The organism is bacterium (genome assembly GCA_036504735.1).
In the GTDB taxonomy this organism is placed as follows: domain Bacteria; phylum Electryoneota; class RPQS01; order RPQS01; family RPQS01; genus DASXUQ01.
In genome coordinates, this window is sequence record DASXUQ010000008.1 from 179,672 (window position 1) to 195,770 (window position 16,099).

The 16,099-nt window shown below is 59.6% G+C and carries 9 protein-coding genes; all 9 read right to left on the reverse strand.

All coding sequences use genetic code 11. From position 1 onward, the window contains the following. Positions 1-193: 193 nt before the first annotated feature. Entirely contained in the window at positions 194-1,078 is an 885-nt protein-coding gene (locus VGL38_06805; protein ID HEY3295129.1) for a PorV/PorQ family protein, read from the reverse strand. Positions 1,079-1,112: 34 nt separating this feature from the next. Then, positions 1,113-2,081 carry a PorV/PorQ family protein gene (locus tag VGL38_06810; protein ID HEY3295130.1) on the reverse strand — a complete coding sequence of 323 codons (969 nt, stop codon included), beginning with the start codon at positions 2,079-2,081 and terminating at the stop codon, positions 1,113-1,115. Positions 2,082-2,130: 49 nt separating this feature from the next. Beyond that, positions 2,131-2,550: a nucleotidyltransferase domain-containing protein gene (locus tag VGL38_06815; GenBank protein HEY3295131.1), complete on the reverse strand. Its 420-nt coding sequence runs from the start codon at positions 2,548-2,550 to the stop codon at positions 2,131-2,133. A gap of 3 nt (positions 2,551-2,553) precedes the next feature. Beyond that, positions 2,554-3,207 carry a hypothetical protein gene (locus tag VGL38_06820; protein ID HEY3295132.1) on the reverse strand — a complete coding sequence of 218 codons (654 nt, stop codon included), beginning with the start codon at positions 3,205-3,207 and terminating at the stop codon, positions 2,554-2,556. 101 nt (positions 3,208-3,308) lie between these two features. Next, positions 3,309-4,889, reverse strand: coding sequence for a hypothetical protein (locus VGL38_06825; GenBank protein HEY3295133.1), 1,581 nt, complete (start codon positions 4,887-4,889; stop codon positions 3,309-3,311). A gap of 84 nt (positions 4,890-4,973) precedes the next feature. Next, positions 4,974-6,239 (reverse strand): hypothetical protein, encoded by a 1,266-nt coding sequence (locus tag VGL38_06830; GenBank protein ID HEY3295134.1) that lies wholly within the window; start codon positions 6,237-6,239, stop codon positions 4,974-4,976. Positions 6,240-6,282: 43 nt separating this feature from the next. Beyond that, on the reverse strand, positions 6,283-7,215 hold the full coding sequence (locus tag VGL38_06835) for a hypothetical protein (GenBank protein HEY3295135.1): 933 nt from the start codon (positions 7,213-7,215) through the stop codon (positions 6,283-6,285). Beyond that, the gene (locus tag VGL38_06840; GenBank protein ID HEY3295136.1) at positions 7,212-8,090 is read right to left on the reverse strand and encodes a M28 family peptidase; all 879 of its coding nucleotides are present in this window, start codon (positions 8,088-8,090) and stop codon (positions 7,212-7,214) included. The genes VGL38_06835 and VGL38_06840 overlap by 4 nt, the downstream gene beginning before the upstream one ends. A 7-nt stretch (positions 8,091-8,097) precedes the next feature. Further along, positions 8,098-14,598 (reverse strand): cell surface protein SprA, encoded by a 6,501-nt coding sequence (gene sprA / locus VGL38_06845; GenBank protein ID HEY3295137.1) that lies wholly within the window; start codon positions 14,596-14,598, stop codon positions 8,098-8,100. Positions 14,599-16,099: the final 1,501 nt, after the last annotated feature.

The following is a 16,099-nucleotide window of genomic DNA, read 5'->3' on the forward strand; positions in this document are numbered from 1 at the left end:
CAGGGAAGCTGTGGGCGACTCGACGTGACGTGACGAAAAGTATAAATCAAAAATGAAAAAACCAAGAGATAAGCGGCCTCATCTCCGATTTTTCCAATTTCGTGCCGTCAGGAATGCCGCAGGGCGCATCCAAACACACGCCCTGCGGTCAAAAAGTGTACGGTTGGGGGTTCGGCGGGGAAGCCGAAAGGGATCAGATGTCGAAGGCGAAGGAGAAGCGGTGGCCTTCGCCAAGGTTCTCCTTGAAGGGGATAAAGGCGTAGTCCAGCCGGAACTGGGAAATGTAGAACCCGAGGCCGAAGGAGATATTCTGTGCATCCAGCCCCTGAACATAGCCGGCGCGCAGCGCCAGATAGCCCGGGGCACGGTATTCCACACCGCCCTTGAACAGCGGCTTGTTGTCACGAATACCCTGCGCTTCCGCCGTCACCATCACGGAGCCGATCTTCGGCAGCGCATGCTCGTAGGCCGCACCGCCCCGCACAGTGGTCGGCAGCTTGGGAGACTCCACCACAAAGGCGGACATTTCGCCCATATTCTGCACCGCCGCGCCCAGCGTCAAACCCGGAACCACATCCCGCGCCAACGCGCCGGCATCAAGCCCATAGCCGCGCGAAGCTTCGAGCTGGATCTTCTGATACAGGTACCGTCCGGCCACACCGACCGAATACTTATCGCTGATCTTGAAAGCCAGCGCCGCGCCCACCGCCGAATTCACCGCGTCAAAGGTCGAAATCGGGTTGACACTGGGCTGATCCCGGAATTCGATGTCGGATACGCGTGTGCCGAGATAGCTCGGCGAAAGCGCCAGCCGCCCGCGGTGCACCGTGAAGCCAATAAACTCCGAACGCGTGTCCGCGAAATGCTTGGTCAGCATCAGGGCTATGCCGCGCGGGGTGAACGCCGGCACCGCGGGATTGTACGTCGCCGAAGTCGGCCCGGTAATCAGGGCCACACCGCTGCCGCCCAGAGCGCTCTCGCGTGCTCCCACCGGGATCTCCAGAAAGGCCAGCCCCGTCCCCGCAAAGCTCGAAGAGACCGCCAGCATCAGCAGCAGGACTACAAGGAATGTTCTCATATATGGATTCTGATTTTTCAGCGTTTTGCTTTTCTTAAAATCTCACGCTCCAGCCAAGCTGGGTCGAATTGTTCGGCGCGATATTTTCCAGCACATAGGTCAGATCCAGCGACGAACGCAGTTTCCACACGGCAAAGCCCAATCCAAGGCCGAAGGTCGGCGCGCCGTCGTCATAACCTATACGTCCGGCGATGCTCTGTTTGGGCGTAATATCCATCGCGCCTTCCAAACCCGCATGCAGCCGGGTATCGTTCTTATCGCTGCTCTCCACGTCCACCACACCGGTAATTCCGCTGCGCTCATAGGCCGCGCCCGCGCGGTACTCGAATGGCCATTTGTCGGCCTTGGTGGAACCCTGCGCCCAATAGTCCGTGGTGTTCCACGTGGTCTTGGCGCCGAGATTCTTGATCTGCGCGCCCACGGTCAGATGATCGATAGGCTTGGCAAACGCGCCGACGTCCGCGCCGAATCCGTTGCCGTGGATCGATTTATTGTCGTTGCCGATCTTGCCGAAGGTCTCGTAGATGACCTTGGCCGTTACACCCGCGCCGAAGCGCTCGTGGAATTGCAGGCCGAAAGAAAACAGAAACAGGTTCGACGATTGATCAATCGTAGCCAGCGGATTGCCGTCGAAGTCGCGCGAATCGATGTTGCCCACTCCCGCATGCAGCCAGCCCAGACCCACGCCCGCGTTTACCGCCTGCTTGTCCGGTCCGGCCTTGGGATGCAGCGGCGCCGTGAACGCCAGATAGTCCAGCGTGCGATCAAGAGACATCCGCGCGGTCGTGGCCGAAAACTCGTACGTCTTGGCAAACGATAGCGCGCCGGGATTGTAATAGATCGCCGACGGCCCTTCCGCCAGTCCCGTATAGGCATTGCCCAGCGCCTTGGCCCGCGCTCCCGCCCCCAGCCGCCCAAAGGCCCCCGCAAACCCGCCATTGGTGTCCGCCAGTGCCGCCGAACACAGGACAAGCAGGAGAAGTATGAAAAGAGATTTTCGCATAGGGTAATTCGTTTGTGACTTGGGCCAAGTCCTTAATCTCATCGCCGAGTCAATGAATGCGCCGACGCAGATCGTATTCCGCAGCAGAGGTCAGGGTTCGTTGTTCCCCCACTTCAGTGGGGGAATTCAAGGGGGTGGCCGAAGGGCCATCCGTGTCCGCTTCATAAAGTACCGTTCCTCTTTCCATGATCTCTCGTAGAAAGAAGTCTTCCCACTCGATCCTTTGCCGGATCACTTCGGGTGTTCGAACCAGTAAGTCGATGGCGAACCGATGCGAGACATGCTGGAGGATCTGCGCCGCTTTGCGGATCGGATTGCCCTCGATCTCCGGCAGGACTACCAGAAGATCCACATCCGAATCATCGTGCGGCGTTCCATACGCGTACGACCCGAATAGAATGATCTTCTGCGGATGAAACTCGCGTGCGATCTGGTCGCACACCTGCTGTATCGACTCGAAATCTACCATATCTTATTGAACGCTGATCCCCAGCCGAAGGCCGGCGAATCCAACATCGAGTGAACCGCTGTACGGTTCATCAAAGGGATACCCTAAAAGCAGCGTTGTAACGTCGCTTTCCGCAAACCATGCCAGTCGTTCCCCCATCGGAAGCGAAACACCGAGGCCCGCCCGGGCGCTGATCCCGCGATAATTCCCCGCGCCGGCGCCATAGGCGCCGCGACAATCTTCGCCGTCATAAGGATAATTCGGGTAAAGCACCGGACGCGTGACCGTGCCCCACATGCCGCCTAACCCCAATGCCATGTATGGACGAACGGCCGATGATCTGTGTGCAAAGGAAACCATAAGATCGGCCATGGCGCTCGCAAATCTCGACGGACCACTGTGGCGGTACGGATCGAAGTCCGGGCTGTGATAGCCGAAGCGGTCATACGTCCCTTCCAGCCGCAGCGCGCGGTGGGGACTGAGCGGAATCTCTATTCCACCCTCGATCCCGTAGCTCCCCCGCCAATAGTCGCGGTTGGGCGCAAGATTCACAATCGTCACGGGCTGGCTCGCGCTGAAATAAAATGTTACTGGACAGAGCCGCGTTTCCGCTTTCGCGGTCCCCACGATCCAGCACAGCGCAATCCCCGCCGTCCACCGAAGGCTAACCCATCCCATAGCCGCCTCCGAATTTGCTCGAGTTTCCTTCTCGGATTAGAATCTGCGAAACCTGACGTCGCCGCCGCGCGGGGTGTCCTTACCCCGCGCGCCACAAAGCCTCAATCCAGCACAATCACCTTGCCCCACACGTCGCCGCCGGGCTTGGAGATCTTGTAGAAGTAGGTGCCGTTGGCGACAATCGTGCCGTTCTTGCGCCCGTCCCATGTTTCGTACTGTTCGCCCGAAGGACGCGTGGCCGTGGGCAGGTCCACAACTTTGCTCATCGCCATGTCATAGATCGAAATCTTTACCGCGCCGCCGGTGGCCGCCGTATAGCGCAGTTTCACCGGACCGAACCGCGAGGGCGACCAGGGATTGGGATACGCATACGTATCCACGGAACGCGCCCCACCCGAGAGCGGATAGGCCGCCTGAAACAGCGTCCAGTGATTGCCCCGGTCCGAGGTCACGGCCAAACCGTCCGTGCCGCCCGCCCACACGCTGTACAGCGAATCGCTGTAGGCTGCATAAATCTGCGCTTCGCCGAACTGATGGCTGTTGGCGGCATCGGAAATATTGGCAAACAGCGCCCAGTGCGCGCCGCCGTCGGGAGACTTCCACAGCCCCAGATCATCACACACATACACCGTATCACCGGTGGGGGAGAAGCCAAAGCCGTGCGCCCGCACCGTTTCGAACCTGCCGATGGACTGCACCACCTGCGCCGAATCCAGATAAACGTGCCATGTCGCGCCGCCGTCGGTGGATTTGGTCACCGCATAATACTCATCGGAACTCTCCGCCCGCCATGTGGCCGCCCACACCGCATGCTGGCTCTCCTGATAATCCAGCGCCGTCACAAAATTGCCGGAAAAGCTGGTGCGCGATGCGCGGAAGTTGTGCCACGTGCGGCCTTCATTCGTGCTCTTCAGAATACCCGCCGCCGTGCCCACCCAGACCGCGCTGTCGCCATACATCACCGCAAAATCTCGATGAATCAGACCGTCGACCGGGTCGCCCGGATGAAACGGCAGCGAACGCCCGTCGTCGAGCACCAGCGGACTCACCACGCGCCAGCCTGTGGTATCATTGTAATGGGTGTAGTCCGCCGCATAAGCGTGCCGGCGCAGGCCGCCGCCCTTGGATGCGATCCACACAAAACTGTCGCTCTGCGCGATGTCATACGTGATGTTGTCCACGTTGGTCGTCGTCGGCCAATACCCCAGCGTGCTGTCGTAACCCGAGGCATCGAAGTGGTGATAATTCGGATCGCGCGGCTGCGGAAAGTGCACCCACGTCTGACCGTGATCGCGCGAATACACCAGCCCGTCGCCCGCGCCGGAAATACCTACCGAGGTATCGAAGGCAAAGGACGCCCAGAGAATCGAGTCCGTCACCAGCAGTCCGCTGGTGCCGCCCTTGCCCAGCCCGTTCGATTGGGTGTACGAGTCGAAATGCGATCCCCGCAGGTCCGCGCGGTTCACGATCACCCGTGATAGTCCGTTGCCCGTTGCCAGCCACAGCGTATCCAGCGCTTCGGGCCGGATGTCGATAATCACATTCGAGACCAGGCGCGGTTCCGGCGTGCCCTGATCCAGCGCCGAGCGGCCCCCGGCGATCTGATACCCCAGCGGTGCGTATTGGGCGAAGGCCGACAGAGTCACTGCGGCGAAGATAACCAGCGAAAAGATGAGTTTCATATATCTATGGGTCAACGAAAAACGAGGGGTCTCGTTCCTGTTTTGCGCAATCAGCGCTTCTTAACTGTGCCGCATACGGTTTATCTACTGGCGAGCGCCCAGCACGGGATAATCTCCCTTGCCCCGCGTAATCTCCTCGTCTTTGCCCGGTGCCGTCATCATCATCGACGGCTCGGGGCGCACCAGTCGCACACTGTCCATCAGATATGCCGAGGTATCATGCGGCGGCGCGCAATCAATCGCATAGAAGCGGAAATAGTACAGCACCGACGCGGTCGTGTCGTAGACCACCCGGATGCCTCCCGAGTAGATCCCGTCGCGCGGCACCGCGTCAGGGCGGCTGCCGGTGGTATCGTCGAACATCTCGAGGGCCGAACTGATAAACCAGTCCGTCGCCGTTGATCGCCGCGTGTCATAGTGCACCGTATAGGCGGCGTAATCGCGGCTGCTCACCAGTTCGCAGTCGTGCAGCCGCGCCGTAATCACCGCAAAGTTGGTGTCCGTCGGAACCGCGGGCCGCAGCAAGGTGTCGGGCAGGGTCGGATCGGACAGGGAGGGCCGCGCATTGACAAAGCTTGCCACATTCACGCTCTGAACGCAGGACATCCCGAACTGAGTATGCGCCGCATACTCCAGTGTGTAAGCATTCTGCGCCGTTCCCGTACAGCCGAAGAAGGTCGGATCCAGACTCACCCGCCATACGGTGTCGCCTTCCGCCGCCGCAAAATCCGCCTGTGCCAGCACGGTAGTTCCTTCCCGCAGCCGGACCCGCACCGAATCCGCACGGTCCGCCGGAGTCGGCGCCACCCGCACCGTCAGCGTCTCCGGCGCAAAACACTCGGCAAAGACGCTGTCCTGCGGATAGGACGTGATCAGGCATGGCCCGGCGTTCTGCACATTCACCGTCAGAGTGGCGTTGTTGGCCATCTCATAGCCCACGCCGCCGTAAAACGTAAAATGGAACTGGTAGGCTCCGGTCACACTGTTGGCCAGAAGCTGGCCGTTGATCTGCCGCGTATACTGGCCGTCGTGCGCCGCAATATCCCGCGAGGAAGAACTGGCATACGCCGGACCGGAGAGCGGAAAGACCCCGCCGTCATCATACAGGCCGAACGCGGGCAGCGCCGTTCCATCCGGTTTGCGGACCTCGCATACAATCGAATCCGGCAGATAGCGGTTGTCGCTGATCTGAATCCGGTACGTGAACGGATCCGGCGCGTTGGCCGGCAAATAGGCCGAACCTTCCAAAAGCTGCGCCTGCACCGGCCCCGGAGCCGAAGTGTTATTCGTACTCTGCTTGCTGCACCCGAAGAAAAGCAGAAAGCAAAAAGCAGAAAGCAGCAGAAGCACAAGCATCCCTTTTGGCTTTTTGGCTTTTAGGCTTTTAGGCTTTTTACTCATGCTTCGCCATCCTTCCGAATTTAGCCAGCCACAGGCCATGCCTGAGACCGCGTTCGCTGACGATGCCTTCCTCAATTTCCAGTGCCCAGAACATCTCCCGCAGCAGAATCGCTCCCGCCAGAATAATTCGCCCGCGTCCCACCGGCATGCCGGGCATCATCTGCAACTCCTCGGCGGGCCGTCCCAGAAAATGCGCAATCAGCCGGTCCACGTCTTCCACGGTGATCAGGCTGCCGCCCACCCGCGCCGGGTCATAATGCCGGTAGCCGGATTTGAGCATCGCCAATGTAACCACTGTGCCGCCTACCAGAATCCACGGCACCTTCCTGCCGCGCAGATTGGCCACCAGATGGGTCAACCTGCCGCGCAGCGACGACACCAGTTCGGAAACTTCGTCTTCCTCGGGAGGATCATTCACAAAAAACTGATTGGTGAGCACCGATGATCCGACGTCTACGCTGTAACTCTGTCCGGGATTGTAGCCGAGCCCTTCCACAATTTCCGTCGAACCGCCGCCCAAGTCCATCACGCACACCCGCTCGGTAGGATAGATCTCACGGTTGGAAATCGCGCCCAGATAAGTCAGTGCCGCCTCTTCCCGGCCGCTGATAATCTCCAGCGGCAGCCCCACCACGTCCTTCACCGCCTGCTGAAAATCCGCGCGGTTGTTCGCATGCCGCACGGCGGCGGTCGCGCCGATCACAAAATCTTCCGCGCCCATCCGCCGGTAATCGCGCACGATTTCCGCCAGCAGATCCACATTCAGCGCCATCACGTCCGGCGAAAACTCCGGCCCCTGCCGCAGCGCGTCCCCCAGGTGGTTCACGGTAATCTGATCCTGCAGCACCTGCAGTTCGCCGTTCGATCCTTCCGCCAGCAAGGCCAGCGTGGTGTTGGTGCCAATGTCAATCGCTCCGGCAATCATGGCTGAACCTCTTCGTGCGCCAGCATGTCCATCAGCGTCCGGCCCACCTGCCCGAGACTGTTCGCCGAGCAGTGCTCGGGAGTGTCATCGGTCGTGTGCCAGTAGGGATAGTTGAAATCAATCAGGTCCACGGCGGGTATCTTCTGTTCCATAAACGGGAGATGGTCGTCGATCACCGGAATGCCGTTCTCCCTCACAAACGCCGCGGCATTCACGCGCGCGGCGGCACTCCAGATCTTGTCCACCACCGGCTTGGCGTACTTGGCCGAATACTCTTCTTGCGGGATGCGCACGTCGCGCTGGCCGATCATGTCCAGAAGTATCACGAAGCGCGGCGGAGGATCGAGCAGGTTCTTCACGTAATGCTTCGACCCGATCAAATAGTCCGCGATCACCTCTTCCCGTCCGTAGTCTTCGCCGTCGAAGAACACAATGTCCAGCCCCACCGGAGCCGGATTGGCTTTCAGTTGCCGCGCCACTTCCAGCAGCACCGCCACGCCGGACGCGCCGTCATCGGCTCCCGGAATCGGCGTCTTGCGCTTGGCCGGATCCGGATCACGGTCGGCAAAGGGCCGCGTGTCCCAGTGCGCGCACAGCAGCACCCGGTCCCGCTGGTTGGGCCGGATCCGCCCGATGATATTCGTCAGGCTGAGGGTCTCTTTCGTGTCTTCGCTCTTGTACTGGAACGGCTGTGTGATCACCGTATCCGTCCAGAAGGCCAGTTCGCGCTTCAGAAAATCCAGACACTGCGCATGGCCGGGCGAGCCGGGATTGCGCGGCCCGAAGGCGCACTGCGCCTCAAGATAATAGAAGGCGTTGTCCTGATCGAAGGGCGCTGCCGCCCAGGCTGCGCCGCTTAACAACAGGACCAACACGGCGAGTTTAACCGCGGATGGCAATGTTCACCTGAATTCCGAATTCGAAAACCCGGGACTTGCTTTGATTAATGTCGTTCTTTGTCTGCTGGAACTGGACATAGCCCTGTCCCTGCACCGTATTCGAGAAACTGTAGGTCATGCGCGGCTGCACCGACCAGGAAGACGTCGCCGCACGCGGCGCATAGTCATCGCTGCCCGTCTGCGTGGCATCCTGCGTCTGTTTGCCGTAATCCACATTCAGCGAGAAGGTCGTCTGGTTCTGAAGGCGGACCGAGCGCATGATCAGCAACGGCAGTTTGAATCCCGTATGGATCGTGTAACTGACGCTGGCCGTCAGGCGATTATCCGTGCTGCGCGACCGGGTGGACTGCAAAAGCTGATTCGAGTAGGTGCTGGAGGAGGTGAAGCCAATCTGGGAATCGATATCACCCTTCCATGACACGTTAGCCCGCAGCAGCGGGTTCCAGTTGCGCGTGTATTCGCGCGACTGAACGTTTGACCGGGAGTTCGCCCATCCTTCCCGCATCTTATTCGACAGGGCGCTGGACAGGCTGATCGTCTTGGTCACCGAACTCAGGAATTTGATCCGCTCCAGTCCCGACCAGTCCACGCTCACGTCCATAAACGGGAACGCGGTGGTCTTCTTGGTGCCCAGCCAGAAGGTCGTCTGCTCCACCGACCCGAGCCGGCTCTGGCTCGAGTTCTCGGATGCGTCGTGGCTGTAGTTGAAGGCCACGCGGATATCCTGCGTCAGCCGCAGGCCGCTGCGGGCGGTGATCTTCTCGTCGCTGCGCAGCGTGGGAATGCTGCCGTAGCCGGAATCGACGCGCAGCCCCGGATTCTGCGTAAACCCGAACTGGTAGGGCAGCGACGCCTGTCCGATGGTGGCGGACTGGCTGTGCCCGGCGGTATTGTCGTAGCTTAAGGCAATCGGATCGATAAAGGTCAGAGCCTTCTTGATGGGCCGGAAGACCTGCCCCAGCAGTTGCAGCGGAGACGATCCACCTTCCCGGTGGGATTTGGTCGTATCGCTGCGGGCTCGCGACGTGTCGCTCCTCGCCCGTGTCGTATCGCCCGCCGCCGTGCTGCCCAGGGGGCCGCGATGGGATGGACCGCCACGCAACGAATCGCCCGGCATGGGCAGGCCGCGCGGCGGCATACCGTCCCGTGGGGAACCGAGGGAATCTCCCTGCATCATGTCGCGCGGATTGCCCGGCCCGCGTCCGCGATCCGGTTCCTCCGGACGGTCTGAACCACGCTCCCGGTCTCGATCCCGTCCCCGCCGCCCGCGTCCGCCGCTGCCGCCACTTTCACCGAAAATATTGCGGAAGTCGAGCTGGACGTCCGTGCCGAAGTTTCGCTGGTTGGAAACACTCTGGGCGTTCGTTTGGGAGAAGTTGCGGTTGGCCCAGGCATAGGTGGTCGTATAATTGACCGTCGGTTTGAACCACGGCAGAAACTCCGGACTGTAGGTGTTGGTCAGGTTCTGCGTAACGTCTGTGGTTTGCCCCCAGTTCCACGCCACGAGCTTTGCCCAGTCGCCGGTCAGCAATTGTCCTTTGTGGCTTCGCGTGTAATCGATGGTGATCGGGTCGAACGGCGCCAGACCGGTATTCAAACTGCGCGTCGTCAGGAACTGCCGCGATCCGGTGGTCACTCCAGCCCTTGTAAACTGGTTCTGCACCACCTTGGAGGCCTGCGCATTCACCGTCAGCTTGGTCGGCTTGAAATAGAAACGCATATCCGCCACTTTGGCCAGCAGCGGCAGCCGCTTCGCCCACCACAACGGAGGAACGCCGCGTCCTTTCGAGGTCGGGAAACTGTACGCCACCTGCGCCGCGCTCTGCTCGGAGTTGTTCCGTGCATTGGCCGGATCGCTGCGCTTGTCAAGCGTGTAATCCCACTGGGCCGTGAACTTTTCCAGGGTCCAGTTGATCAGTTTAACCTTGGAATTCCCGCCTTTGGAAAACCGCAGTCCATAGGAAAAAGACTTGGACTTGGTTTTGATGCTGTCCGGAGCCGTGGACGGTATGATCCGGGTATCCGTTCCCGGAATAATTCTCGGGCTCTGGTTCGTCTCGTTATAAGAAAGATGCAGCGGCAACTGGTAACCGAAACGGTCCAGCCATACCTTCTGCAAATTGACCGTGGCGTTGCCCGAGAGTGCGTCCGTGCTGGCATTCGCGCCGACACGGGTGTTCACATTGTGGAAATCCGCGTCCGTGTTGCGGTAGCCGCCCGAAAGCTGCACGAAGTCGGCCAGGTTCAGCGACGTGCTGACATCCATTGCCGTGCCCGGATCCTTGTAAATGTCGGACACGCGCAGTTCATCCACCCAGATTTCCTTGTTCTCCACATGCTCAGTGGTGTTCTTGTTGAGGATGCGCACACCGAGCGCAATGAATCCCACCTGTGACATCGTCGGGTTGCCGCTGATCACCAGACTATCGCCCCGCCAGGGCGTCGTCGTCCGTTCCGCGGCAAACCGCCCGTTGATCGTCAGAGCGCGATGATTGGTATCCTGCGCCGCCACCGCCGCCGCCCGCAAAGAGTTCAGGTTCGACAACTCATTCATCGCGATGTCAATAACATTCTGGGAATGCCATCCCGGATGCACCGTCTCCACGATGTCATAAAAGTTGTTCATGTCGCCGTAGGTGCGTCCGAAGCGCAGGATGAGTTCCAGCTTATTGTCTTCGAAGTTCGACGCCCCCAGCGTGTCGCCGCCGTGCACGAACATCTTGAGGCGCTTGTACTCCGTCATGTTCATCGGCTGGTACAGGTTCTTCGATACAAAGAACTCCGAGGGAATGCGGTTCGTGGAGTCGGGACCGCTCAGGCGTTTCAGTTCATTCACCTTCAGCACCAGAGATTGCTCCCGCTGCCGCAAGTTGGTGATCGGATCAATCTCGCCCTCCACGCCCGGAGGGCTCACATAGCCCGGATTCTCATGCGTGTTGATCACCGCGGTGGAGACATATTCGGTCGAGTCATTGCTCAAAGACGTCGCCGGCAGCCACTCGTTGGACACGATATCCATCTGCACCGTTTCGATCCGCGTGGGAGTCGCGGTCTCGTGAATACCCGTCACATAGATCCGCGCCCAGCGCACATTGTCTAGCCGTGGATTGCCATGGGCCGTCCGGACTTCTTCATGCTGCTTATCCGGGCTGATCGGAATCCGGAGCAAGCGCCAGCGGTTGCGGGGGTTGCGGCCCACGGTGTATTTGTTGAGAAACTCCGGGTCAGTCAGCTTGAACGTGTAGGAGAAATAATTGTCCTGCGTGTCCAGCGTCTGATTGTTGTTCAGATCTTCCGTGTCCGGATAGCCGCCGCCTTCATCGTTCCGGTTGCGCTCCGTGCCGTTGATGTGTGAAAAATCCGAACTGTTCGCCGAATACTGCCAGTCATCCCAGGAGGGCACCGGCGGATGATCATGGCCGTTCCAGTAGGCCGAATCCTGCGGATCGGTGCCGAACTTGCCATCCAGGCCCGCATCTTCTTCCGGAGTCAACACCCCGTTGCCCGAGGATGACCGCGGATTCGTTTGCACCACGCCCGGCAGCGGCCTGTCCTCGGTATCGAGGGTATCATTCGGCAGCGCGTCTTCGGAAAGCTGCCCCAGGTCCACTACCAGCCGCGCGTCAGGATCTCGCTCCGCATTGAGGTTATTCGGCATATTGATCCAGAACTCGAGGTACTGCGCCCGCGTCTCATCGGCGTAACCTTCTCCGAGGTACCGCATCACGCCGCCCCAACTCGAATCGGCAGGACCGCCAATGGTATCCGGCGTGAATTCGAAGATCAACGACTGCAGCGTGTTGGCCACCTGCGAGTTTACTTCCCGGTCCGGGAACACTTCCTTGACCGGCACCTGGTCGCGCGTGTTCGGGTTATACCAGCGCAAGCGTCCGCGGCGGTGGTCAATTTCCCGGACCGGAACACCGTTCGGCGACGGATTCGTCGGGATCGAGGAGATCGACCACGTGCGGCGGCTCATTCCCAGCGGCGTGGCGCGCCGCGAGCCTTCGAAGTCGTCCACGTACGCCAGACCGTTGAAATCTCCCGTGCGCGAGTTCGACAACGAATTCGGATTCGGCACCACCCGCGCGATTTCCGCGTCAATCGTCATGTCCGAAGGCGCGTCCGTGCGGATCAGCGGCAAGGCGTCAATCGCCCGCGTCAAAAACTCCGGCTTGAACTTCAAACTGGTGTTCGCATCCCACAACGTGTTGCGGATCGGCTCCATGCCGATACGTACGCGCTTGTCCAGCGTCGACTGGTTCAAATACAGCAGCATGCCGCCGATGTACGAATCCTGCCACAAGGCGTACTCGGCGCGCGCTCCGAGTAGCGTCGTTTTATCCAGCGAGGAGGTCTGGCCGGACTCATAGGTAATATCGAGATTCGCCCCCGGTGCCTTGGCCGCATCGTTCAAAATCCGCAGTTCGCCCGAAGAATAGTCCACCGTATAGTCGATGCCACGGGTCAACTTCTGCCCGTTCAGCATCACCTCTTCGGAATTCTCCAGCACCAGCACACCCAGCGAATACACCGACGAAGACCCCTTGTACTCGGCGCGGAACGTCCACTTGTCCGCATACTGGCCGGCCGAGGACAGCAGCCCCTTATAAAGGTAAGGCGCGGTGAAGGTGTGCGAGGTATCCTGCAACGCCGTCTCCATCGTGTCCAGCGGCCAGACCACAAGGTCGCCCCCGAGCGGATTCGCCGTCGTTGCCTTGTAGAATCCCGACGGCTTGAACGGCGTCAAATCCAGAAAATGCAGTTCGCCAAATTCGTAATTGATCAGTGCCGGAAACGCGTCCACCTGACCATCCGGAGTCTGGCTTCCGCCCGGACCCTGACGGTCGAAATCGAAGAACGTCAGCCACGTCTGACCCGTAAACCCCGGAACCTGCGGGCCCGTCTCTTCCGTGCGTCCCGCGGCCGCCTTGCGGATAATTTCCAGTTTGAAATTATTGCGGTCGATGCTCGATGCGCCCAGCGGATAGATATTTCTCAGCATCAGTGTCCACGTGGAATCGTCCGGCAGAGGATTGGCGGGCCGCAGTAGCACCAGCTTAATCAGCCCTTCGCCGTTTCCCGTATACAGGGTGCCGAAGGAGGTGGTGTCGATCCCGTTGCCGCCCACCAGCCGGAAGGCGCAGCCCAGCGCCAGCCCCGCCGGCAGTGCCGAACGCAGCCGAACCCGTCCCAACTGCAAATCGACGTCGTAGTCGACGCCTTTGGAGAGCACCCGCCACTTCGTATACCAGTGGTTGTTATCCGACGGGTAGGTTGCGCTGTCCGGCAGAGAAAGGTCCTGGATGTACTGTATGGCCGCCGCCCGCCCGTCGCGTGCGCCGTTGACCGACTGCCCCTGTGTCACCTGCGCCCACACCTGAATGTCGTAGAGCTGCTCATTGGGCGGCGCCGCGATGTGGTCCATGTTGTAGTAATGGCGGTAGTACTCGAGGAAGTTCGGCACGGCTCCCCGGCTGCCCGCGATGGACGTGTTAGTCACCATGAAATACTGATCGTGCAGGATCTCTTTTTCATGGATCTCGCGCCGCGTCGACGCCGAATTGCCCGAGGACAGCTTATTCTTCTGCCCGCGCTCCAGCGAGGCAATGCCCGTCAAACTCAGCGGCCCGGCCTTAAGCTGGGTCTTTAAGCCGAACAGACCGGTATTCTTGCCCGAAAACGTCGCCAGCTTGGTCCCGAGGTTCAGCGCCACGTTTCCCGCTTCGATCTTCTGGATAATCTCATCTTCGTCGCCGGTGTAGGTCAGCTTCAGGGAGTTCTCGAAGTCGAACATGCGCTCCGAGTCCTGGTCCACCTTCACCTCCACCTTCTGCCCCACCTTGCCGGTAATGGTGAACTGCTGCACCATGTCGATCCGGAAGGCGGTGTTGGTGTTCTGCTGGTTGACCGCCTGAATTTCGTCGAACTTCTGCCGCCGCAAACTCCCGTTGATCGAAATATTGCCCTGCACCCGCACGCCGACGTTGTCGCCGCCGAACAGCCGCCGGAAGGTCTTGGACTTGATCCGGTACGGCAGGTCGATGGCGATGCCTTCCCCGCCGCCCGTGGTGCTGGAGGCCTTGTAACTCTTGTCCGTCAATTCCCGCCACGACCGCTGCACGTCCCAGCGCATTCGCTGCTCCTCGTACGTCTGGTAGGACAGAATCGTCGGCGGAGCCAGATGCGTCTCTTTCATCTTCAGCGTGACGGTGGCCTGAGAATAGGTCGTGTCGAAACTCACGCCCGGATCCCGCGCTCCCGTGCCGATGTCTAAGATGGCCCGATGCCCAAACGTCGTGTCGGCAATGCCGTGGGCGTAAGGCTGCGTGAGGTAATTACTGCCGGATGGGCTGCTGAGTAGTGAAACGCGAAAACCCACACCGGCGCGAGCCGATGTGGTCCATGCCGCGAGGCAGACCAACAGAAGTAATAACGTGAAAGGAGTAGGGCGGTAGGACCGCACGTTCCGGGATTCGGACATTAACTTCCCAAATTCAATCCTTGTCCGGTCTAACGTTCTCGCCAAGGGCGGACGCCGCGCCGGGAGACACTCAGGAGGGCACACAAAAAGAATTAGATTTGGGTAATGTCCATTTCCTCCAGATCGCGGGGGTAGGGATGGTAACAACTTTATGGGACTGCTCAGTTTAGCAAATTGCAGGCAAAATAGCAAGTACCGCCTGATTTTCTGTATCGCTTTCCTCATCCGTGACGCAATCCTGTGCAATCCACGGGCCAGCCATCTGACATACTTAGATGAACTTAAACAGCTACTTAGCGTTCAATATTCTATATGGTATCTGATTACCCTCTGCCAAGCCTCCAATCCACCTCACCCACCCACCAGGAGGCATCCGCCCCCGCCTCCCTTGCGTCTTCCCCTTTTTCCCTGTATCTTTCCCAAATTCTCCCACACCGCCCAACACCCCGTGTCATTCCGGACCCCGTCCCAATGATTTGGGTTCTGGACGCTGGCACCAATGATTTGGGATTCTGGACCCCGCAGGGTGTCCAGAATCCCAAACCTCATCGGTCTCCAAACGACCGCCGAGTCGGGTTGAGCCGAAAGACATGCTGCCACGAATCGAGACACAACCCGACCGAAACCCCGCGCTACCCCCACCCCTTGTCATTCTGACGCCCGCTCCCTAAATTTGTCATCTCGTTAGAGTCCGTGGACTCCAACGGAGTCTTCGACCTGACCGTCTTCGGGAAGGACCTCGGGTTCATCCATCTTGGTAGCCGCGCGATTCATCGCGCTCCTTCACCTTACTTCCGGCGGCCTCCGCCGCCTCCGACAAGAGTCCGCGCTACCCCCCCTTGTCATTCTGACGCCCGCCCCGGGCGGAAGAACGGATCACACTCCCGCACCACCGAAGGCCCGCCAAGGCGGGCGCTGCAAGACTGACGCGCCCACACCCTAAATAAAGCCCGCATTTCCGGCCCGTTTTTGTGCTTTTTCGGGCCTTTTTTCCCAAAAAAGTGCCCTTTTTGGCCGCAAAACCGCGATTTTCCGGCCACGCCACATTTCCCCGGTTTCCCTTTTTCCAAATTTCGCTTTTCGCACTTTCGCTTTTGCCCAGCGTCCACCCGCGCCTCCCGCTCGGGCGATTTTGTTCGCCCCCCCGCCCCTAACTCCCGAATTTACAACGCAACTATTATCCCTGACCCCTTGTCTGCCTGCACATTCGTTCATTATATTAGAGTGTGGTGGTTTCTTGTATGGTCGCATCGGGCGGGTCGCGCCTGTCGTATCACCTTATGGCCCACCCTACAACCCAGATCGGGTCAATCCATTAGCCAATCAATGGCACTAAATATGTCAAAAGTCCGCCGTAGGGGCACGGCATGCCGTGCCCGCGCCTTCAGAATTTCAGCATTTTCCTAAGGTAACCCAGTTCGTTTGGTCAAAAAACATTTTCGCGTTAAGCCCGCGCTGCAAACGATGAACTTACAAAACTGCCCACTATGAAGCGCACGTC

Coding starts and splice junctions, on each gene's coding strand:
- VGL38_06825 (HEY3295133.1), bottom strand. CDS start 4,889: ATGAAACTCATCTTTTCGCTGGTTATCTTCGCCGCAGTGACTCTGTCG.
- VGL38_06835 (HEY3295135.1), bottom strand. CDS start 7,215: ATGATTGCCGGAGCGATTGACATTGGCACCAACACCACGCTGGCCTTG.
- VGL38_06805 (HEY3295129.1), bottom strand. CDS start 1,078: ATGAGAACATTCCTTGTAGTCCTGCTGCTGATGCTGGCGGTCTCTTCG.
- VGL38_06820 (HEY3295132.1), bottom strand. CDS start 3,207: ATGGGATGGGTTAGCCTTCGGTGGACGGCGGGGATTGCGCTGTGCTGG.
- sprA (HEY3295137.1), bottom strand. CDS start 14,598: ATGTCCGAATCCCGGAACGTGCGGTCCTACCGCCCTACTCCTTTCACG.
- VGL38_06815 (HEY3295131.1), bottom strand. CDS start 2,550: ATGGTAGATTTCGAGTCGATACAGCAGGTGTGCGACCAGATCGCACGC.
- VGL38_06810 (HEY3295130.1), bottom strand. CDS start 2,081: ATGCGAAAATCTCTTTTCATACTTCTCCTGCTTGTCCTGTGTTCGGCG.